Here is a 20,193-nt window from a genome sequence, read left to right as displayed (position 1 = left end):
AGGAGGGGTCCGCGGTGCGGCAGTTGTGGCAGATCGAGCCGTGCTGTTCGAGCCTCGTCGCCCTGCATCGTCGCGGCGGCAGGCGGACGCCGGGCCCGGTGGCTCGATGCCGCTGTGAGCGCTGTGGGGCGGATCGCGGCCGTCAGAAGGCAAGCACGGCAATGGTGCTCACGTAGATGGTGATGAGCAGGATCCCGTCGAAGCCGATCCTGAGCCAGCCGCGCTTCTGGCGGACGAGCAGCCCCCCGAGCAGGACCGCTGTCATGACCAGCGCACCACTCGTGAGGAACAGCTCGTCCAGGTTGGCGGCGTGGAACAGAGAACCGCCTCGATAGGCGATGTCACCGACGACGAGGTTGAGGGCGTCCAGGCAGTTTCCGCCGACGATGGCGGCCACGGCCAGGGTGACGGCTCCGCGGCGGACGGCCGCGATGGACGTGACCGTTTCCGGGAGGGCGTTGACCAGGCCCATGAACAGGGCCCCGACGAATCCGGCGCTCAGGCCGGTGTGTTCGACGATGCCCTCCGCTGCGCGGGCCACCGCCCACCCTCCGATCACGACGAGGGCCGCCACGGCCAGGAACTCGCTCCAGAGCCGCGATGTCCTGTGACCGGCGAGTCCCTCGGTGTCTTCGCTCGCGACGTCGGAAACCGTTTCCCTCGTGGGCACCGCCCGCCACATCGGTTCGCCGTAGGAACGGATGAGCTGGAGACCCCCGACGTAGAAGGCCACCATCACCACGGACGCGGGGTGCAGGCCCAGAACGGTGACCGATGGGCTGAACGTGGCCATCAGGGCGATGCCCAACAAGCCGATCAACAGGCAGCCGAACAGCATGTTGGGCAGCGAAGCGGCGGCGTGTTCGAGATTCACTCTCCGCAGGAAGGCGTCGGCGACGACGAGCGCGAGGGTCTGTGCCGCGATACCGCCCACAGCGTTGCTGTACGCGAGGTCCGGCTGATCCGCGGCGGCGCTGACCGCGGTCATCACGATGCCCGAGAGGGATGTCACCAGGCCGAACAGCACCGCGCCGAACAGGGCTTCTCCCCAGCCGGTGCGGTCGGCGAGGGTGTCGCCCACCCCTGCGAGCCGGATACTGCACACCACGGTGACGGCCATGGCCAGCAGGAAGATTCCGACGCTCCAGCTCAACGGCCATACGTCGGTCAGCATGTGAGCACAGAACCCTTCAGCGATACGAGGTAGCGGAGAGTAGCCGACTCTCTCTTACCACGTGCCACTCGCTCCACACCTACCGCCCGCCGCACCGGGACAAGCGGCAGGCCGGGTTCGTCGAGGGACTCCCCGACTTCACAGTTCCGCGGACATGAGGACAGACATGCGGACTCAGCCCCTCCCGTGGCTCGAATCCACCAGGTCACCGAGCACCGTGGCCGACGGGGGAAGCGGGTGGTCCGGTGGCGGTCCGGGGCAGGGTGAGGACCATGGTGAGGCCTCCGCCCGGGGTGTCCTCGGCGGTGAGGGTGGCGCCGATGGCCTCGGTGAAGCCCCGCGCGACCGCCAGGCCGAGCCCCACTCCAGCACCTCGTGGGGCGTCTCCGAGTCGCTGGAACGGTTCGAAGATGTGTCCCTTGGCCGCGTCGGGGACGCCGGGTCCGCGGTCGACGACGCGGAGTTCGACCCGGTCGTGCAGGCTGCTGGCGGAGACGAGGACGGGGCGGTGCTCCGGGCTGTACTTGACCGCGTTCTCGACGATGTTGGCGACGACGCGTTCCAGCAGGCCACGGTCGACGGCGACCATCGGCAGGGTCTCCGGGATGTCCAGCTCCACGCTGCCCTCGGGGACACCGCCCAGTGCCATGGGGACGACCTCGTCCAGATCCGTCTCCCGGATCAGCGGTACGACGGTGCCCGTGTTGAGGCGGGACATGTCCAGGAGGTTGCCGATCAGCGCGGACAGCCGGTCCGCCCCCTCCTCGATGCCTTCGAGGAGGGCATCGCGGTCGGTCTCCGACCAGGCGACGTCGTGGGAACGCAGCGAGGTCACCGACGCCTTGATCCCGGCCAGGGGCGTACGGAGGTCGTGGCTGACGGCGGCGAGGAGAGCCGTGCGGAAACGGTCGCTCTCGGCGAGCTTCCGCGCCTCCTCCGCCTGCCCGACCAGCCGCTGCCGGTCCAGTGCCACGACCGCCTGGGCCGCGAAGGCGCCCAGGACCCGGCGGTCCTCGGCACGCAGCGCCCGGCCGCTCAGGACCAGAGCCAGGTTGTCTCCTACAGGGATGTCGACGTCGGCGTCTTCGGGACGGCCGACCGGGGGGCCGCCGACCGCCGCCGCGCACGACCAGGGCTCGACCTCGCCGTCGCGCTCCAGCAGGGCGACGGAGTCCATGGCGAAGGTCTCCCGGAGCCGCTCCAGCAGGGCGTCGAGGGAATTCTCGCCCCGCAGGATGCTGCCCGCGAGGAAGGAGAGGATCTCCGACTCGGCGCGCAGCCGGGCGGCCTGGTGGGTACGGCGGGCTGCCAGATCGACGACGGAGGAGACGGACACGGCCACACCGACGAAGATCACGATGGCGACGATGTTCTTCGGGTCGGAGATCGTGAGGCGGTGCATGGGCGTGGTGAAGAAGTAGTTGAGCAGCAGGGAGCCGAAGGCTGCCGAGGCGAGGGCGGGCAGCATGCCGCCGAGCAGAGCCGCAGCGACGGTGAGGGTGAGGAACAGCAGCATGTCGTTGGCGAGCCCGAGGTCGGGAACGACGGTCTTGAACAGCAGGGTGAGGAGGGCGGGCCCGGCGACGCCGACGAGCCAGCCCCAGACGATCCGGGCCCGCCCGAGCCGGGCGCCGCGGGCGATCGGTAGCCCGCGGCCCTGGGCGGCGGCGGCGTGCGTGACGATGTGGACGTCGAGATCGGGGCCCGACTCGCGAGCGACCGTGGCGCTGACCCCGGGCCCGAGGACGTACTGCCATGCTCTGCGGCGGCTGACACCGAGAACGATCTGCGTGGCGTTGACCCCACGGGCGAACTCGAGCAGCGCCGAGGGCACGTCCTCGCCGATGACGTGGTGGAAGGTGCCGCCGAGGTCCTCGACCAGGGTGCGCTGGACGGCCAGCTCCTTCGGCGACACGGCCTTCAGCCCGTCGCTCGCGGCGATGTACACGGCCAGCACCTCCCCGCCCGCGCCCTTCTCCGCGAGGCGTGCGGCGCGGCGGATGAGGGTGCGTCCCTCGGGTCCGCCGGTGAGGCCGACGACGATGCGTTCGCGGGCCTGCCAGGTGGTGCGGATGTCGTGCTCGCCCCGGTACTGCTGGAGGTACTCGTCGACCCGGTCGGCGGTCCACAGGAGCGCCAGTTCACGCAGGGCGGTGAGGTTGCCGGGGCGGAAGTAGTTGGAGAGGGCGGCGTCCATCCTGTCGGGCTGGTAGATGTTGCCGTGCGCCATCCGGCGGCGCAGCGCCTGGGGCGACATGTCGACCAGCTCGATCTGATCGGCCCGGCGCACCACCTCGTCGGGGACCGTCTCGCGCTGCCGGACCCCGGTGATCGACTCCACGACGTCGCCCAGCGACTCCAGGTGCTGGATGTTGACCGTGGATATGACGTCGATCCCGGCCCTGAGCAGCTCCTCGACGTCCTGCCACCGCTTGGCGTTGCGCGAACCGGGAACATTGGTGTGCGCCAGCTCGTCGACCAGGGCCACGGCCGGGGCACGCTCCAGGACCGCGTCGACGTCCATCTCGGCGAACGCGGTGCCCCGGTAGTCCAGCTCGTGACGTGGGACGGTCTCCAGTCCGTGCAGCATCACCTCGGTGCCGGGCCGGTCGTGGTGCTCCACGAACCCGACGACCACTTCGGTGCCCCGCTCCAGCCTCCGGTGGGCTTCGGAGAGCATCGCGTACGTCTTGCCGACGCCCGGTGCCGCACCGAGGTAGATCCGCAGCTTTCCACGTCCCATGGTGTTTCTCGTTCTTCCGTGCTGGATGAGGCGTCAGGGCTCGAAGCGGTAGCCCATGCCCGCTTCGGTGATCAGATACCGCGGGTGGGCGGGATCGGCTTCGAGTTTGCGGCGCAGCTGGGCCATGTAGACCCGCAGGTAGTTGGTGTTCTCCGCATACGTGGGCCCCCACACCTCCCGCAGGAGCGCACGCTGGGACACCAGGCGGCCGGGATGGCTGACCAGGATTTCGAGCAGGTGCCACTCGGTCGGGGTGAGCCGGACGGTGGCGGCGTCGCGCCGCACCTTCTTCGCCACCAGGTCGATGGTGAACACGTCCGTGGTCACGACGGTCGGTGCTTCGGCCTCAGCGGTCGTCCGCCGTCGCCGTGTGGCCGCTCGTAGCCGGGCCAGCAGCTCGTCCATGCTGAAGGGCTTGGTCACGTAGTCATCGGCTCCGGCGTCCAGGGCCCGCACCTTCTCCGCGGACAGGTGGCGTGCGGACAGGACCAGGATCGGTGCCCGGCTCTTTCCTCGCATCATCTTGATCAGCTCGACGCCCTCCATGTCCGGTAGACCCAGATCCAGCAGGATGGCGTCCGGCCGGCGGATCTCGGCGAGCCGGAGAGCCGACCCCCCGTCGGCCGCCTCTTCGACTTCGTAGGCACGCGCCTGGAGGTTGATCCTGAGGGCGCGCACCAGCTGTGCGTCGTCCTCCACCACGAGCACCCGGGGCATGGGCTGTGGCCCTTTCCTTGGTTGTGGGCGGGCGACCGGGCCGGTGGGGCGCGGAGAGTCCGCGCCCCACCGGGGTCCGGTCCCCCACCTCGTATCGGTCAGTTCTGGGTCAGGTCCCTGAGCGCGGTGTTCAGTTCGAGGACGTTCACCCGGGGCTCCCCCATGAAGCCGAGGACCCGGCCGGTGGTGTGGTCGGCGACCAGGTCCTCCACCTGCTGGACGTCGAGCCCGTTCTTGTCGGCGACCCGCTGGACCTGGAGCTTCGCGTACGCGGGTGAGATGTGCGGGTCCAGGCCGGATGCGGACGAGGTGACGGCGTCGGCCGGCACGTCCGCCGGCTCGACCTGGTACGTGGCGGTCGAGTTGTCCTTGACCACGGCGGCCTTGGCGTCCTTCACCCACTGGATCAGTTCCTCGTCGTCGCCGGAGCGGTTGGTGGCGCCGGAGAGGATCAACGAGTACTGGGTGTTGACGCTGTTGGAGCCGAGGCCGTTGGAGGGCCGCGGCTGGAACCACCTCAGGTCGGGGGCCGGTGACTCCTCCCCCTCCTTGAGCGGGAGGTCGTACCGCTGGCCGATGAGGGAGGAGCCGACGACCTGCCCGCTGCTGTCCGTGGTCTCGGAGCCGTTGGCCTTGTCGCTGAACAGGGTCTGGGCGACGCCCGTCACGGCGAGTGGATAGGTCACCCCGCATACGAGAGTCAGGGCGAGCAGGGCGCGGAGCCCGGCGCCGAGGGCGCGCGCGGTGTTGCTGACGGCGTTGTTGGTCATGGCGGATCAGCCGATTCCGGGGATGAGGGAGAGGAGCAGGTCGATGATCTTGATGCCGATGAACGGGGCGACGATACCGCCGAGTCCGTAGGCGCCCAGGTTGCGGCGGAGCATCCGGTCGGCACTGGCGGGCCGGTAGCGCACGCCCTTGAGTGCGAGGGGCACCAGCGCGACGATGACGAGCGCGTTGAAGATGACCGCGGACAGGATCGCGGACTCGGGCGAGGCGAGTCCCATGACGTTGAGCCTGTCCAGCGACGGGTACGCCACGGCGAACATGGCGGGGATGATCGCGAAGTACTTCGCGACGTCGTTGGCGATGGAGAAGGTGGTCAGCGCGCCCCGGGTGATGAGGAGCTGCTTGCCGATCTCGACGATCTCGATGAGCTTGGTGGGGTTGGAGTCGAGGTCCACCATGTTCCCGGCCTCCTTGGCGGCCGAGGTGCCGGTGTTCATCGCGACACCGACATCGGCCTGGGCCAGTGCGGGTGCGTCGTTGGTCCCGTCGCCGGTCATCGCGACGAGCTTGCCACCGGCCTGTTCCCGCTTGATGAGGGCCATCTTGTCCTCGGGCGTCGCCTCGGCCAGGAAGTCGTCCACCCCGGCCTCCTCGGCGATCGCCTTCGCGGTCAGCGGGTTGTCACCCGTGATCATGACCGTACGGATGCCCATCCGGCGAAGCTCCTCGAACCGCTCGCGCATCCCCTCCTTCACCACATCCTTCAGATGGACGACCCCGAGGACCCGGGCGCCCTCGGCGTCTTCCACGGCCACCAGCAGTGGCGTGCCACCGGCCTGGGAGATGCGGTTCGTGAGCGTCTGAGCGTCCTCGGAGACACGGCCGTTCCGCTCCTTCACCCAGGCGACGACGGAACCCGTCGCGCCCTTGCGGACCTTCCTGCCGTCCAGGTCGACGCCCGACATCCGGGTCTGGGCGGTGAACTCCACCCACGCGGCCCCCTCCAGCTCCCCCTGGTTCCGCTCCCGCAGCCCGTACTTCTCCTTGGCGAGCACGACGATCGACCGGCCTTCCGGCGTCTCGTCGGTGAGCGAGGAGAGCTGCGCCGCGTCCGCGAGCGCGTCCTCCGTCACGCCCGGGACCGTGAGGAACTCGGCTGCCTGCCGGTTGCCGAGGGTGATCGTTCCGGTCTTGTCCAGGAGCAGGGTGGACACATCGCCCGCGGCCTCGACCGCGCGCCCCGACATGGCCAGCACATTGCGCTGGACGAGGCGGTCCATGCCCGCGATGCCGATCGCGGACAGCAGCGCCCCGATCGTGGTGGGGATCAGGCACACCAGCAGTGCGGCGAGCACGATCAGCGATGTCTGGTCGTCCGCGCCCGCGTAGATCGCGAAGGGCTTCAGGGTGAGCACGGCCAGCAGGAAGACGATCGTGAGGGACGCCAACAGGATGTTCAGGGCGACCTCGTTGGGCGTCTTCTGCCGGGAGGCGCCCTCGACCAGGCTGATCATGCGGTCGATGAAGGTCTCGCCCGGCTTCGTGGTGATCCTGATGACGACGCGGTCGGACAGCACCTTCGTACCGCCGGTGACGGCCGAACGGTCGCCGCCGGACTCCCGGATGACCGGGGCGGACTCGCCGGTGATCGCGGATTCGTCGACGGAGGCGATGCCTTCCACGACGTCGCCGTCGCCGGGGATGGTGTCGCCTGCCTCGCAGACGACCAGGTCGCCGACGTGCAGGTCCGTCCCCGCGACCCGCTCCTCGTTCGTGCCGATGACCCGGCGGGCGACGGTGCCGGTCCTGGCCTCGCGCAGGGTGTCGGCCTGGGCCTTGCCCCGGCCCTCGGCGACCGCCTCGGCCAGGTTGGCGAAGACGGTGGTCAGCCAGAGCCAGGCGGTGATCGCCCAGCCGAACCAGTCGGTCGGGTCGGCGAGCGCCAGCACGGTGGTGACCACCGAGCCGACCAGGACGACGAACATGACGGGCGACTTGACCATCACGCGCGGGTCGAGCTTGCGCAGCGCGTCCGGGAAGGACTTCAGCAGTTGCCGGCGGTCGAACAGCCCGCTGCCGACACGGTTGGCAGCCTCCCGGCCACCGGTCGGCGGTATGTCTCCGTGCGGAGCGCGGGTGGGGGCAGGGGTGGGGGTGACGGTGCTCATGAGGCGAGCCCTTCGGCAAGCGGACCCAGGGCCAGGGCCGGGAAGTAGGTGAGTCCGGTGATGATGAGGATCGTGCCGACGAGCAGTCCCGCGTAGAGAGGCTTGTCGGTGCGCAGCGTGCCCGCGGTCTCGGGCACCGGCCTCTGCTCGGCGAGCGAGCCGGCCAGGGCGAGGACGAACACCATCGGCAGGAACCGGCCGAGCAGTATCGCGATGCCGATGGTGGTGTTGAACCACTGGGTGTCGGCGTTGAGCCCGGCGAAGGCGGAGCCGTTGTTGTTGGCGCCGGAGGTGTAGGCGTAGAGGATCTCGGAGAAGCCGTGCGGGCCCGTGTTGGTCATCGAGTCGGCGGGGGTGGGCAGGGCCATGGCGACGGCGGTGAAGCCGAGCACGAGGGCCGGGGTGATGAGGATGTAGCAGGCCGCGAGCTTGATCTGGCGGGTGCCGATCTTCTTGCCCAGGTACTCGGGGGTGCGTCCGACCATCAGCCCGGCGATGAACACCGCGATGACCGCCATGATCAGCATGCCGTAGAGGCCGGAGCCGACACCGCCGGGGGCGATCTCCCCGAGCTGCATGCCGAGCATGGTGATGCCGCCTCCGAAGCCGGTGTAGGAGGAGTGGAAGGAGTTCACCGCACCGGTCGAGGTCAGCGTCGTGGCGACCGCGAAGACCGACGAGCCGGCGATTCCGAAGCGGGTCTCCTTGCCCTCCATGGCACCGCCCGCGATGTCGAAGGCCGGTCCGCGGTGGGCGAATTCGGTCCACATCATCAGCGCCGTGAAGCCGATCCAGATGACGGCCATCGCGCCGAGGATCGCGTACCCCTGCTTGAGCGATCCGACCATCCTTCCGAAGGTCCGTGTCAGCGCGGACGGGATCAGGAGGATGAGGAAGATCTCGAACAGGTTGGACAGGGGGTCGGGGTTCTCGAAGGGGTGGGCGGAGTTGGCGTTGAAGTAGCCGCCGCCGTTGGTGCCGAGCTCCTTGATGGCCTCCTGGGAGGCGACCGCGCCACCGTTCCACTCCTGCGAACCGCCCATGAACTGTCCGACCGAGTGGATTCCCGAGAAGTTCTGAATGGCTCCACAGGCGACCAGGATGATCGCACCGATCACCGAGATGGGGAGCAGGACGCGAACGGTCCCGCGCACCAGGTCGGCCCAGAAGTTGCCGAGTTCACCGGTACGCGAACGGGCGAAGCCCCGTACGAGTGCCACCGCCACGGCCATGCCGACCGCCGCGGACAGGAAGTTCTGCACCGCCAGGCCGCCGGTCTGCACGACATGGCCCATGGCCTGTTCGCCGGAGTACGACTGCCAGTTGGTGTTGGCGACGAAGGAAGCGGCGGTGTTGAACGCCTGGTCCGGGTCGATCGAGGAGAATCCGAGGGAACCGGGCAGCGAGCCCTGCACCCGTTGCATCAGGTACAGGAAGAGGACGCTCACCGCCGAAAAGGCGAGCACCCCGCGCAGATAGGCGGGCCAGCGCATCTCTGCGGCCGGATTGGCGCCGATGACCTTGTATATCCACTTCTCCGGCCGGTAGTGCTTCTCGGAGGAGTAGACCCTGGCCATGTAATCGCCCAGCGGGCGGTAAGCGAGGGCGAGAGCGGTGATCAGGGCGAGCAGCTGGAGCACACCAGCGAACTGGGAATTCATCTCAGCTCTCAGAACCTCTCCGGGTGAAGGAGGGCCAGAACGAGATATCCCAGCAGAGAGGCGGCCACGACAAGGCCGACAACATTCTCGACGGTCACAGCCGGGTCACCCCCCGGGCGATGACGGCCACCAGCGCGAATACCGCGACCGTGGTGACGACGAAGGCCAGATCGGCCATCGCGAGCTCCTGTGGTGAAGTGAGGAATTGAATAGGCCGTTTGGCCGATACGAGCAAACCTCTACTTCAGCCCGGCGGCGGACCACCTTGACGGGGTCCATACGAGTTCGGGAAATCCTTAACGTCGGCCTGACGCCGTCTCCTACCGAACGTCAGGGGCCGCCACTCTCCGTATCGCGCGAGAAGGGTCTCGCTCATCCTCCGTCCGCGCGAAGTGAAGTTCACCAGTCCCGTCGGCGCCATGGGAGGGAGGTCCGGTTCCGCGGTGGACGTCACGGTAACCGTGCTCGCTCACCGGCGCGGTGGCCGCCGGGTGCGAGCCTCGGATCGCTGGCGCGGCATACCGGACAAATAACCGCGTAAGGTTGCTAGGTTCTCCTCTGGCGGTGAACGGCGAGCGGGGCAGGCCATCCGCCCGCGCCATGCCCGTACGGACGAGGGAGACCATGAGCCATGCCGAGCCCGGGACGCGACCGGCAGCCAAGCTGACCCTGCTGACGCTGACGGCGATGGTCGTCGGTTCCATGGTCGGCGCCGGGGTGTTCTCGCTGCCGCGGCGCTTCGCGCAGGAGACCGGGGTCGCGGGGGCGCTGATCGCCTGGGCCGTCGCCGGGACGGGCATGCTGATGCTCGCCTTCGTCTTCCAGGCACTCGCCGTGCGACGGCCGGATCTGGACGCGGGCGTGTACGCGTACGCGAAAGCGGGGTTCGGCGAGTACCTCGGGTTCTTCTCAGCCTTCGGCTACTGGGCCAGCGCCTGCGTCGGCAACGTCACCTACTGGGTGCTCATCATGTCGACGGTCGGCGCGGTGGCTCCCGTGCTGGGGAACGGCGACACGGTGACGGCGGTGGTCGTCTCCTCGGTGGGGCTGTGGGGGTTCTTCCTGCTGATCCGCCGGGGCGTGAAGGAAGCGGCGGCGATCAACCGGATCGTCACCGCGGCGAAGATCGTGCCCATCGTCTTCTTCGTGGTCCTGGCGCTGTTCTACTTCGATCCTGCCGTCTTCGCGGACAACTTCGGCGGGACCGACTACGCGGGCTCGCTCTTCAACCAGGTCCGGGGCACCATGCTCGCCACCGTCTTCGTCTTCCTCGGCGTGGAGGGCGCCAGCGTCTATTCGCGGCACGCCAAGCGCCGCGAGGATGTCGGCCGGGCCACGGTCCTGGGCTTCCTGAGCGTTTTCGCCGTCTTCGCGTCCGTCACGATCGTCAGTTACGGGCTGCTGCCGATGGCCGAGATCGCCGAGCTGCGGCAGCCCTCGATGGCCGAGGTGCTGGAGTCGGCGGTCGGCACCTGGGGAAAGGTCTTCATCAGCGTCGGCCTGATCGTCTCCGTGCTCGGCGCCTACCTCGCCTGGACCCTGATGGCCGCCGAGGTCCTCTTCGTCGCCGCCAAGGACAAGGACATGCCGCGCTTCCTGGGGCGGTCGACGGCGGCGGACGTGCCCGAGGCCGCGCTGCTGATGTCCACGTGTCTGAGTCAGATCGTGCTCGTCGTGACGCTGTTCTCCGACGACGCGTTCAACTTCGCCCTCGATCTGACCAGCGCGCTGAGCCTGATCCCCTTCCTGCTGGCCGCCGCCTTCGCGGTGAAGGTCGCGGCGCGGCCGGGGAGCCACGGCGTGGTGGGGCGCCCCACCCGGCGCGAGCTGGTGACCGCCGTGGTGGCGACGCTCTACACCGCGTTCCTGCTGTACGCGGCGGGGCCGAAGTTCGTCCTCGTCTCCTTCATCCTCTACGCTCCGGCGACCTTCCTCTTCGTCAAGTCCCGGCGGGAGCAGGGGCGCAGGCTCTTCTCCCCGGGCGAGGCGGTCATCTGCGCGGTGTCGGTCGCCGGTGCCGCCGCCGGTGTCGCGGCGCTGGCCGTCGGCTGGATCGAGCTGTGAGACCCCAACCCGTACGAGCCCTGCCGCCGCCCTGACGCCCTGGCTCCCCGCCGCCCTGCCGCCCTGCCGCCATCGAGCGAAAGGACCATCATGACCAGCACCACCCCCGCCTCCGCCCTCGGCGTCCACTCCGAAGTGGGGCGGCTGCGCAAGGTCCTGGTGTGCGCCCCCGGCATGGCCCACCGGCGGCTGACCCCGACCAACTCCGACGATCTGCTCTTCGACAATGTGATGTGGGTGGAGAACGCCCAGCGGGACCATGCCGACTTCGTCGCCCAGCTCACCGACCGGGGCGTGGAGGTCGTCGAGCTCCACGAGCTGCTGGCCGCCACCATGGCGATCCCGGAGGCCCGGTCCTGGCTGCTGGACCGGAAGATCGACGCGAACGAGGTGGGCCTCGGTCTGGTCGACGACACCCGCGCGTTCCTGGACTCCCTCACGCCGCGCCGGCTCGCCGCGTACCTGATCGGCGGGCTGGCCACCGCCGACCTGCCGGACGCGTTCCGTTCGGCGTACCTGGGGCTGGCCCGCGAGGGCACGGGCAGCCGGGAGTACCTGATGCCTCCGCTGCCCAACACCCTGTACACCCGCGACACGACGTGCTGGCTCTACGGCGGGGTGACGCTGAACCCGCTGTACTGGCCCGCCCGGCACGACGAGACCCTGCTGATGAAGGCGATCTACACCTTCCACCCGGACTTCCGGGGGTCCACGGTCTGGTGGGGCGACCCGGAACAGGACTGGGGACGGGCCACGTTCGAGGGCGGGGACATCATGCCCGTCGGCAACGGCGTCGTCCTCATGGGCATGAGCGAGCGGACCTCCCGCCAGGCGATCACCCAGGTCGCGGCCGCGCTGTTCGCACAGGGGGCGGCGGAGCACGTGATCGTCGCCGGGATGCCGAAGCTGCGCTCGGCGATGCACCTGGACACCGTGTTCACCTTCGCGGACCGGGACATCGTGACGCTGTACCCACGCATCATGGACGCCGTCCACACGTTCTCGCTGCGCCCTTCGGGCCGGGCGCCGGGGTTCGAGGTCACCGACGAGGGCTCCACCCCGTTCACGGAGGTCGTGGCCCGCGCCCTGGGCCTGCCGCAGCTGCGGGTGATCGAGACGGGCGGGGACGTCTACGCCTCCGAGCGCCAGCAGTGGGACAGCGGCAACAACGCGGTGGCGCTGGAGCCGGGCGTGGTCTTCACCTACGACCGCAACACCCAGACGAACGCGCTGCTGCGGCGGGCCGGGGTGGAGGTCATCACGATCGTGGGCGCGGAGCTGGGCCGGGGGCGAGGCGGGGGCCACTGCATGACCTGCCCGCTGATCCGCGACGCGGTGGAGTTCTGACCACGGCCGGGCTTCCACAGGCCCTGCGTCAGGCGGTGCAGACGCAGGGCCTGTTGGACCTCCAAGGTGCGCGGCGGCTCGTTCGGGTCCGGGCCGAGAAGGCGGCCGACGCGTTCCAGGCCCTGCACCACGGTGTACACGTGGACGTGGAGGAGGGTCCTGGTCCGGGTGACGCTCGCCCTGCGTTGCCCTTCGCGCGACGCCCGTTCGGCGCGTCGCTCCACGCGCTTCCGGTCGCGGGCCACGCACCAGGCCGCGCTACCGCCCCCCGCGCCCCCGCTCCTTCTCCAGCCACGGCCCGAACTCGCTCTCCAGCACCAGCCGTCCCAGCTTCCGGTACTCCTGGAGCACCGCCGTCACCACCTGGTCCATGGTGAGCGGCTTCCCGCTCTCCGCCGCGAGGTAGGCGGCACTGACCGCGCAGGCCCGGATCGAGCCGCCCGCCAGCTCGAAGCGGTCGGCGCAGAACTCCAGGTCGAGGCCGTCGTCGCGGGGGATCGCCGGGCCCAGGCAGCGGTCCCACAGGGCGAGCCGTTCCCGGGCGTCGGGCATGGGGAACTCCGCGATCACGTCGATGCGGCGGGTGAACGCCTCGTCGAGGTTGGCCCGGAGGTTGGTGGTGAGCACGGCGATGCCGTCGAAGGACTCCATGCGCTGGAGGAGGTAGGCCGATTCGACGTTGGCGTGCTTGTCCTGCGCGTCCTTGACCTGGGACCGCTTGCCGAAGATCGCGTCGGCCTCGTCGAAGAGCAGGATGCCGTTGACGTCGGAGGCCTCGACGAAGATCCGCTCCAGGTTCTTCTCGGTCTCACCGACGTACTTGTCCACCACGGTGGAGAGGTCCACGACGTAGAGCTCCATGCCCAGTTCGGCGGCGACCACCTCGGCGGACATGGTCTTGCCGGTGCCGGACTCCCCGGCGAACAGGGCGATGACGCCCCGGCCCCGGCCGCCGCCCGGCCGCATCCGCCACTGGCCGAGCACCTGCTCGCGGTGGCGGGCGCGCAGGGCGAGTTCGGTGAGCTGGGTGCGGGTGGCCGGGGGCAGCACGAGGTCGTCCCAGCCGACGCCCGGTTCGATGCGGCGGGCGAGGCGTTCAAGGCCCGCGCCGTTCTGGGCGCGTACCGCCGTACGGAGGTCGTCCGGGGTCACCGGGCGCCGCCCCAGGAGCGCGAGGCGGGAGGCGACCGTGGCGGCCTTGCGCAGTTGGTCGGAGTCGAGCCGGTAGGAGGCGGTGGCCTCGATGAGCCGGTCGTCGGCGGGGGCGTCGGCGGCGGGCAGGCCGACCGCCCTGGCCGCATCGGCGAGGGCGCGCCGCCACTGGCGGGCCGCTCCTTCGGGGCCCGGCGGCAGGACGGCGACGGGGACCGGGCTCTCGGTGGTCCACAGCGGGTCCCAGTTCTTCTTCCCGTACGCGATCAGGGGTGTACCGTCGAGCGCCGCACAGAGGGCGGCGAGCGCCCGGGACCCCTCGGGGCGTTCGGGGGCGAGCGTTTCGAGCGGGCCGAGGACCACCCCGGCGCCCGTGAGGCGGGCCTCGGTCGCCAGGGTCCGTACGAGCGGGGCCGGTTCGGTGGTGGCGGCGAGCGCCGCGATGTCGACGGTCAGGGGGCGCAGCCCGGCGGTGAGCAGCGCCTCGACGGCGAGGCCGCGCGGGTCGCCGCCCCGGTCGAGCAGGTGCACCAGGCCGCTGCCGGTGGACAGGGCCGCCGCGACCCGGGGGACTTCCGGGTGCCCGTCCGAAACCTCCGGGCGCGGGTGCGGGACTCCCCGGCGACCGTCCAGGACCTCCGGTTGCCCGTCCGGCTCCTGGTCCGCCCCGGCGTCCCGGACCAGGCCGCGCAGTCGCGCGTCAAGCTCGTCGTCGCCGAGGAGATAGGAGGTGATCCGGTCGGGCACCCTCAACCCCCTTGAGAGCAGCGGGCGTTCGGGGTCGACGATCTCCAGGAGTCCGCCCGCGACGAGCGGCGCCGCGGGCGCGAGGCGGAAGCGGCCGGGCCCGGCGGCGGGCAGGGCGCAGAGCTCCAGCGCCAGGGCGATGGTGGGGCGGCGGCGGGTGAGGTCGTCGTTGAGGTACCCGTACAGGCGCTCGAACCGGTGGTCGAGGTCAGGGGCCAGGCCGACCAGCAGGAGTTCGACGTCGAGGGGGGCGAGGGCGAAGCGTGCGGCCAGCTGCCCGAGCCTGCCCCCGGCGGGTACGGTCGGCGCGCCCGCGTCACCGTACGCCGGTGCGGGCGCGAACGCGTCGGGGGCTTCGAGGATGCGCTCGGCCGCCTGGGGGGTGAGGTACTGGCCCCGGTAGGGGTCGTCCGGGTCCGGGTCGACGGCCCGGCGGGCCGCGACGGCGAGCCTGACGCGGCGCTCGACGCGGCCGAGCCGCTCCCAGAGGTCGTCGGGGCCCGTCGCCCCGACCACTTCGGCGGGTGCGCCCTGTGTCACCGTCATCGGGCCGCGCTCCCCCGCTTGCGCCGGCCGGGCGGCAGCTGACGTTCCCGTTCGGCGGCGAAGCCCTGCGCGTCCAGGTCGCCCGCCCCGTCGTACCTCAGCCGGCGGCCCGGGTCCTCGGCCGCTGTGCCGTCCACGGCGGGCGCGGCCCTCATCACGAGGCCCTCGGTGACCGGCGGGCCCGCGGCGGCCCGCTCCCCGGCCAGCGGGGCGACGACGCGCAGATCGATCGCGGCCTTCAGCTCACCGCCGAGCGCGGACCACACGTCCGACGCGGAGGGCCCGTCGGCGCCGGGGCCCGCGGCCTCGATGTCCACGGTGAGACCGAGTTCGGCGAGGCTGCCGGTGAGCAGTCGGGCGGGCAGCGTGTCCGTGCGGACGAGGGCGCGCAGCACCTCGGAGAGCAGCCGGTGTTCGTCCTGGGGGCGGTTGGTCCAGGCGGTGACCAGATAGGTCAGCTCGAACCAGCGCGGCGGGGTCCGCCAGCCGGTGACCACGCCCGCGTCGTCGTGGATCTCGGCCGTGCCGGTGCGCCGCCGGCCCGCGTCCTCACGGATGGCATGCAGGAAGACACTGATGGTGGGGGCGTTGCGGCGGGCGGACCACTCCTTCGTCGGGGCGTCGAAGACCAGGTCGACGCCGCTGTCCTCAAGTCCGGCCTCGGCCAGCAACAGCCGCAGCCCCTCGTCGACTTCGTGGATCATCGGCGGATCACCTCGCCCGGCGGGGTGATGGTCCCGATCACCACGAGGAAGTCCGTCGTGACGGGGCTGAAGCCGGGGCCCTTCGCGGTGATGGTGCGCGGCCCGGTCCGGTCCTTGGCCACGATGAGCAGCTGGGCGATGAACGTGCCGTCGCCGAGCGGCCGGGTCGGCGCCGCGCTCGCGGTGATGCCGGGCTTCCAGGTGAGGGTCACGGGCGTACCGGGCGGGAAGTCCTTGCCTCGTACGGAGGTGACGAACCCGGGTTTGCCGATGGCGGGCACCGCGATGATGCGGGGCTGGAGGATGCGCAGCGGGATGCGGGAGACGTTGTCGCGGACGTCCGCGTCGGTGCCCGTGGTGGTGAGTCTCGCGGTGATGGTGGTGCGCAGGGCCTTGTCGGGCGAGAGAACGACGCTGACGACCGTTGACGCGCCGGGCGCGAGGTCGGGCAGCGTGCACCCGCCCGCGGCGCAGCCCGCGGGGAGGGGGCCCGCGGGGATGTCGGCGGGCAGCCCGAGGTCCAGCCGCAGTCCGGTGGCGGCCGCGTTCCTGCCGTTGCGCACGGTGTACGTCACCACGACCTTGCCGCCGACGTAGCCGGGGCTCGGCTGGGCCCGCACGGTGACGCCGGGTCCGGCCTCGGGTGCAGGCGGCAGGGGGGCCGGGGGGCGCGGTGCGGTCGGGCGGGGGGACGGCGGCGGGGGTGGGGCGGGTGCGGTGGTCGACGGTGACGGGGAGGGGGTCGTGGGGCTGGGCGTCGGAGTCGTCGGGGTCGGGGTGGGGGTGGGGGTCGGGGTGGGGCTGGGGCTCGGCGGCGGTACGTCCCGGACCGGGACGATCGTGCCGGTGGCGTTGTCGGTGGGGTTGGGGTCGAGGACGGTGCCGGTGACTGACCAGTTGACGCGCTGGTCGCCGGTGATGACACCGGTCAGCCGGGCCGTGACCGTCACGGAGGCTCCGGGCGGGACGATGCCGAGGTCGCACTGGGGGGTGGCGGCGGGGCAGTCGACGCCGTCGGCGGTGAGCTCCTCCAGCCGTACGCCGGGCGGGGCGTCGACGGTCAGGGTGGTACCGGGCGAGGGCGAGGGGCCCCGGTTGGTGACGGTGACCCGCACCTCGGTGGAGGAGCCGACCTCCACATCGGGCCCGGTGGGCGGTGCGGTCAGCGACAGGTCGACCGACTGCTGGTAGGCGGGCTCCTTCTGCCGTCCGTCGTGCGTGTTGTCGAGGGGGGCCACGTCGCCGGAGGCGATGTCGAGTACGGAGAGCTGCTCCATGGAGTTCGGTGGCAGCTCCCGGCGCGAGGTGAAGAGGAGTTTGCTGCCGTCGGGCGACCAGGCCACGTCACGGGGCTGGTGGGGGCCGGTCGCGCTGGTGTCGGGGATCGGCAGGTCGCAGCCGTCGGGGTCGTCCTTCTGGACGGAGGGCAGCACGACCCGGCAGCCGCCGCCGCGCAGGGGCTTGATGAGGACGCCGGCCTGCTGGTTGACGCGGCCGCCGCCGTCCTTGCGGTTGAACGCCACCTTCAGGCCGTCCGGGGAGAACGCCGGGCTGTCATCGATGACTTCGCAGTCGCCGGGGCAGATGGTGGCGCTCAGGTCCCGCTGCCGGTCGAGGTCCGCCACCGGCACGACCCAGATGTGCTTGTTGCCGCCGTTGCCGTTGATGACTTCCTTGCGGGTGAAGGCGAGGTTGACGCCGTCCGATGACCAGGTCGGCTGGGCGTCGTCGCCCGCCTGCCGCCCCTCGGGCGGCCGGATCTCGTCGAGGATCGCGCCCGTGGCGACGTCGGCGATGAGGATGCGGCCCGGACCCGATGCGTCCCCGACGCCGCCGGGCGAGGTCCGGGTGAACGCCAGCTTGGTGCCGTCGGGCGAGAAGGTGGGATCGGTGTCCCAGTCGTTCGGGCCGCGCCCGTCGAGTGGCAGCGGTGCTTCGTTGGTGCCGTCGGCGTCGGCCATCCAGATCCGCTCGATCCGCCCGTTGTCGCCGTCCTCGAAGCGGGTGACGACGATGCGCCGGCCGTCGGGCGTGTAGTTCTGCCGCTCGTGCCACGGGTCGTATCCCTCGGCGGGCCTGAACAGAGGGTTCTTGGCGTGGTCCGTGTTCGTACGGGCCGCCGGGTCCTCCTTCAGGATGGTGAGGTGCAGGTCGCGGGGGTCGGAACCGTCCTGACGGACGTCCTGGAGCGTCACGACGTGCGCCGCCGCCAGCGTGCCGTCCGGCTTCGCCGTGATCCGGGGGATGACGACGGTCCCGGCAGGAGCGAACCAGGTGGGCGGTCCCACCGCGCGGTTCTCGTTGACCAGCTGGTCCGGCGGTTCGGGCTCGAAGGCGGTCACCCGGTAGACGTGGTCGAAGTCGTCGCAGCCGCAGGTGTGGTACGGGCTGAGGAAGACGATGTCGTTGCCGTCGGGCAGCCACGAGGCCGAGCGGGTGCCCCATGCGGCGTGGTCACCGGCCAGCAGCGGCCGGTCGGTCCCGATGCCCTGGGTGGCCCGCAGTTCGGTGCCGTCGTCGACGTCCGGGTCGGGGTTCGTGGTGAGGGTGTACGCGACGAGGCCCCGGCGGGCGTCGTCGTCCACCGGGTTCCAGGACGGCTCTGTGGCGTCGCCCGCCGGTCCGTCGCTGATCCGGGTCCGCGGGCCGCCGGCGACGGCCCGCTCGTATATCTGCCACCCCCGTGCGGCATCGCCGTCACCGGCGTACGCGATCCTCGTGCCGTCCGGCGACCAGGTCGGGGACTCCTCGTTGTCGGGGGTGTCGGTGAGCCGGCGCGGATTCGAGCCGTCGACGCCGACCGACCACAGGTCGCGCTGGACCGTGCCGCCGGGTCCCGGCTCCGCCGAGTCGAAGACCACGGTCCGGCCGTCCGGGGAGAGTTCGGGGTGGGCCGCGTCCCGGTCGGTGGTGATCCGGCGCACCGAGCCGTCCGCGCCGCGCACGTACACCTGGGGCCGGGCGCTGTCGCGCAGGCTGGTGAAGACCAGGACGTCCCCGCGGGCGGAGGGGTCCTGGTCGTAGTGGGCGGGGCCGTCGCCGAACAGCGGGTCGGTGGTGTCCTTGTCGTTGGCCCGCCCCAGGCTGCGGTGTTCGGTGCCCGCGAAGGCGATACGCCCGGCCTGCGCCGGGTCCGCGGCCGCCGCCGCGGCGGCGAGCCTGGGCGCCCCCTGGGGGGCCGCCGCCGAGCCGACCACCAGCAGCGGCGCCAACAGCACCACCGCGCCGGTCAGTCGGCCCAGCCGGGAACGCTTTGCCGGGCCAGCAGTGCCGGTCACGGCCCACCTCACAGTCTGTCGATGACTCTCCACCGGCCAGCCTCACGCCCGCGCGGGGCACAAAGACAGGCCGCAAGTACCCGGAGCGGGGGAAGCGACCGCTGCCCTTTGCGGCGGTCGCTTCCCCGGGCTGCTGCCCCGGACGGCCCCGGACTGAATCCATCCGTTCGGCCCGTCCGGAATCCGTCCGTCTGGAGTCCCTCCGGAATCCCTGGCGGGGCGGTGGACCGGATCAGGGTCAGGGTCAGATCAGCCCATGCCGCATCGCGTAACCCACCGCGTGGGCCCGGTTTCGCAGTTCGAGGCGGGTCGCGACCTCGTGCAGCACGTTCTTGACGGTGCGTTCGGAGTACGAGGTCTTCTGCGCGATCTCCGTGGTGTCGTAGCCCTCCGACACCAGCCGGATCATCTCCGCCTCCCGTGCCGTGAGGGTGGAGAGGGTGAGGCCCCGGGGGTCGAGGACCGTCCGCTGGAGCGAGCTGACGTGGTCGAGGAGCTTGCCGAGCAGATCGCCCGGCAGGACGCCTTCGCCGTTCGCCATGGCCTTCACGAGGTGGACGAGCCGGTCCTGGTCGGCCTCCCCGCGCCGGAGGACGGCGGCGACCCCGCACTCGATCATCGTCTGGAGCGCGCCCGACTCGAAGAAGCCGACGACGAGCCCGGTGCGGGTCGAGGTGTTGCGCTGGAGGCGGTGCAGGAGCTGGACGGTGGACTCGCCCACCGTGTCCACCACGACCAGGGAGACCTGCGCCCGGTCCGCCTCGGCCTCCGGCAGCAGCTCTATCTCGGGGCGCACCCGCAGTTGGTGGATCATGCCGGTCTGAAGGATCAGGTCCTCCGCGTACACCGCCACGGAGACCCTGCCCCCGGGTATGTCCCCCGGCGCGGCCGCGCGTCGCCCCGATGCGTCGGGCCTGCGGTACTGGCCGCGTTCGGCCGCGCCGCTCATCGCACCTGTTGTCGTCGTGCTCTTCGTGCCCGTTGCCGTCGTCGTGGTCATCATCGTTCCGTGCCCGTTGTCGTCGTCATCGTTCCGTGCCCGTCTTCCTCAGGTACTTCCGACTGATATGCCAGGTGCCGCTGTTGCCCCCCGTGGGCCGGCGAGCACGGGGCGCGGGCGCGCGGAGGGGTCGCGGGGACACCGTGCCGGTGGGCCCTCGGGG

General features: G+C 71.0%; 14 protein-coding genes and 1 pseudogene. 2 read left to right on the top strand and 13 right to left on the bottom strand.

Annotated elements, in window-relative coordinates; all coding sequences use genetic code 11:
• Positions 1 to 142: 142 nt before the first annotated feature.
• From RI138_RS24485 to RI138_RS24450, 8 genes are all read right to left on the bottom strand, one after another.
• Complete coding sequence (locus tag RI138_RS24485) at positions 143 to 1,174, bottom strand: sodium:calcium antiporter (protein ID WP_311121634.1); 1,032 nt, start codon at positions 1,172 to 1,174, stop codon at positions 143 to 145.
• 205 nt (positions 1,175 to 1,379) lie between these two features.
• Positions 1,380 to 3,917 carry a sensor histidine kinase KdpD gene (locus tag RI138_RS24480; RefSeq protein ID WP_311121633.1) on the bottom strand — a complete coding sequence of 846 codons (2,538 nt, stop codon included), beginning with the start codon at positions 3,915 to 3,917 and terminating at the stop codon, positions 1,380 to 1,382.
• A gap of 33 nt (positions 3,918 to 3,950) precedes the next feature.
• Complete coding sequence (locus RI138_RS24475) at positions 3,951 to 4,634, bottom strand: response regulator (RefSeq protein ID WP_311121632.1); 684 nt, start codon at positions 4,632 to 4,634, stop codon at positions 3,951 to 3,953.
• A 98-nt stretch (positions 4,635 to 4,732) separates the two neighbouring features.
• Positions 4,733 to 5,404 (bottom strand): potassium-transporting ATPase subunit C, encoded by a 672-nt coding sequence (locus RI138_RS24470; RefSeq protein WP_311121631.1) that lies wholly within the window; start codon positions 5,402 to 5,404, stop codon positions 4,733 to 4,735.
• A gap of 6 nt (positions 5,405 to 5,410) precedes the next feature.
• A complete protein-coding gene (gene kdpB, locus RI138_RS24465; RefSeq protein WP_311121630.1) occupies positions 5,411 to 7,531 on the bottom strand; it encodes a potassium-transporting ATPase subunit KdpB in 2,121 nt (706 codons plus the stop codon).
• A complete protein-coding gene (gene kdpA / locus RI138_RS24460) occupies positions 7,528 to 9,192 on the bottom strand; it encodes a potassium-transporting ATPase subunit KdpA (RefSeq protein ID WP_311121629.1) in 1,665 nt (554 codons plus the stop codon). Before kdpA ends, kdpB begins: the two co-directional genes overlap by 4 nt.
• Before the next feature lie 8 nt (positions 9,193 to 9,200).
• Positions 9,201 to 9,290, bottom strand: a complete 90-nt coding sequence (kdpF, locus tag RI138_RS24455; RefSeq protein WP_096632609.1) for a K(+)-transporting ATPase subunit F — start codon at positions 9,288 to 9,290, stop codon at positions 9,201 to 9,203.
• Positions 9,287 to 9,427, bottom strand: a complete 141-nt coding sequence (locus tag RI138_RS24450; protein WP_179500342.1) for a hypothetical protein — start codon at positions 9,425 to 9,427, stop codon at positions 9,287 to 9,289. The genes kdpF and RI138_RS24450 overlap by 4 nt, the downstream gene beginning before the upstream one ends.
• A gap of 389 nt (positions 9,428 to 9,816) precedes the next feature.
• On the opposite strand from RI138_RS24450, the gene RI138_RS24445 reads away from it, so the two are divergent.
• A complete protein-coding gene (locus RI138_RS24445) occupies positions 9,817 to 11,256 on the top strand; it encodes a basic amino acid/polyamine antiporter (RefSeq protein WP_311121628.1) in 1,440 nt (479 codons plus the stop codon).
• A gap of 90 nt (positions 11,257 to 11,346) precedes the next feature.
• Positions 11,347 to 12,603, top strand: coding sequence for an arginine deiminase (locus RI138_RS24440; RefSeq protein ID WP_311121627.1), 1,257 nt, complete (start codon positions 11,347 to 11,349; stop codon positions 12,601 to 12,603).
• A gap of 17 nt (positions 12,604 to 12,620) precedes the next feature.
• On the opposite strand, the pseudogene RI138_RS24435 reads toward RI138_RS24440, so the two are convergent.
• The 5 genes and pseudogenes from RI138_RS24435 to RI138_RS24415 form a co-directional block, all read right to left on the bottom strand.
• Positions 12,621 to 12,782, bottom strand: a pseudogene (locus RI138_RS24435) (helix-turn-helix domain-containing protein); the annotation flags it as partial.
• Positions 12,783 to 12,861: 79 nt separating this feature from the next.
• Positions 12,862 to 15,048, bottom strand: coding sequence for an AAA family ATPase (locus tag RI138_RS24430; RefSeq protein WP_311121626.1), 2,187 nt, complete (start codon positions 15,046 to 15,048; stop codon positions 12,862 to 12,864).
• Complete coding sequence (locus tag RI138_RS24425; protein ID WP_096632602.1) at positions 15,045 to 15,752, bottom strand: DUF4255 domain-containing protein; 708 nt, start codon at positions 15,750 to 15,752, stop codon at positions 15,045 to 15,047. The genes RI138_RS24430 and RI138_RS24425 overlap by 4 nt, the downstream gene beginning before the upstream one ends.
• Positions 15,749 to 19,030: a hypothetical protein gene (locus tag RI138_RS24420; RefSeq protein ID WP_311121625.1), complete on the bottom strand. Its 3,282-nt coding sequence runs from the start codon at positions 19,028 to 19,030 to the stop codon at positions 15,749 to 15,751. Before RI138_RS24420 ends, RI138_RS24425 begins: the two co-directional genes overlap by 4 nt.
• A gap of 244 nt (positions 19,031 to 19,274) precedes the next feature.
• A complete protein-coding gene (locus RI138_RS24415; protein ID WP_311122999.1) occupies positions 19,275 to 19,979 on the bottom strand; it encodes a helix-turn-helix transcriptional regulator in 705 nt (234 codons plus the stop codon).
• Positions 19,980 to 20,193 lie beyond the last annotated feature (214 nt).

Origin of the sequence: Streptomyces durocortorensis, from assembly GCF_031760065.1 — a bacterium.
In the GTDB taxonomy this organism is placed as follows: Bacteria; Actinomycetota; Actinomycetes; order Streptomycetales; family Streptomycetaceae; genus Streptomyces.
Note: the sequence above shows the minus strand (reverse complement) of the source record. Positions and strands in the feature narration are given on the sequence as shown.

Coding starts and splice junctions, on each gene's coding strand:
- RI138_RS24425 (WP_096632602.1), bottom strand. CDS start 15,752: ATGATCCACGAAGTCGACGAGGGGCTGCGGCTGTTGCTGGCCGAGGCC.
- RI138_RS24485 (WP_311121634.1), bottom strand. CDS start 1,174: ATGCTGACCGACGTATGGCCGTTGAGCTGGAGCGTCGGAATCTTCCTG.
- RI138_RS24440 (WP_311121627.1), top strand. CDS start 11,347: ATGACCAGCACCACCCCCGCCTCCGCCCTCGGCGTCCACTCCGAAGTG.
- RI138_RS24470 (WP_311121631.1), bottom strand. CDS start 5,404: ATGACCAACAACGCCGTCAGCAACACCGCGCGCGCCCTCGGCGCCGGG.
- RI138_RS24430 (WP_311121626.1), bottom strand. CDS start 15,048: ATGACGGTGACACAGGGCGCACCCGCCGAAGTGGTCGGGGCGACGGGC.
- kdpA (WP_311121629.1), bottom strand. CDS start 9,192: ATGAATTCCCAGTTCGCTGGTGTGCTCCAGCTGCTCGCCCTGATCACC.
- RI138_RS24480 (WP_311121633.1), bottom strand. CDS start 3,917: ATGGGACGTGGAAAGCTGCGGATCTACCTCGGTGCGGCACCGGGCGTC.
- RI138_RS24415 (WP_311122999.1), bottom strand. CDS start 19,979: ATGAGCGGCGCGGCCGAACGCGGCCAGTACCGCAGGCCCGACGCATCG.
- RI138_RS24475 (WP_311121632.1), bottom strand. CDS start 4,634: ATGCCCCGGGTGCTCGTGGTGGAGGACGACGCACAGCTGGTGCGCGCC.
- RI138_RS24445 (WP_311121628.1), top strand. CDS start 9,817: ATGAGCCATGCCGAGCCCGGGACGCGACCGGCAGCCAAGCTGACCCTG.
- kdpB (WP_311121630.1), bottom strand. CDS start 7,531: ATGAGCACCGTCACCCCCACCCCTGCCCCCACCCGCGCTCCGCACGGA.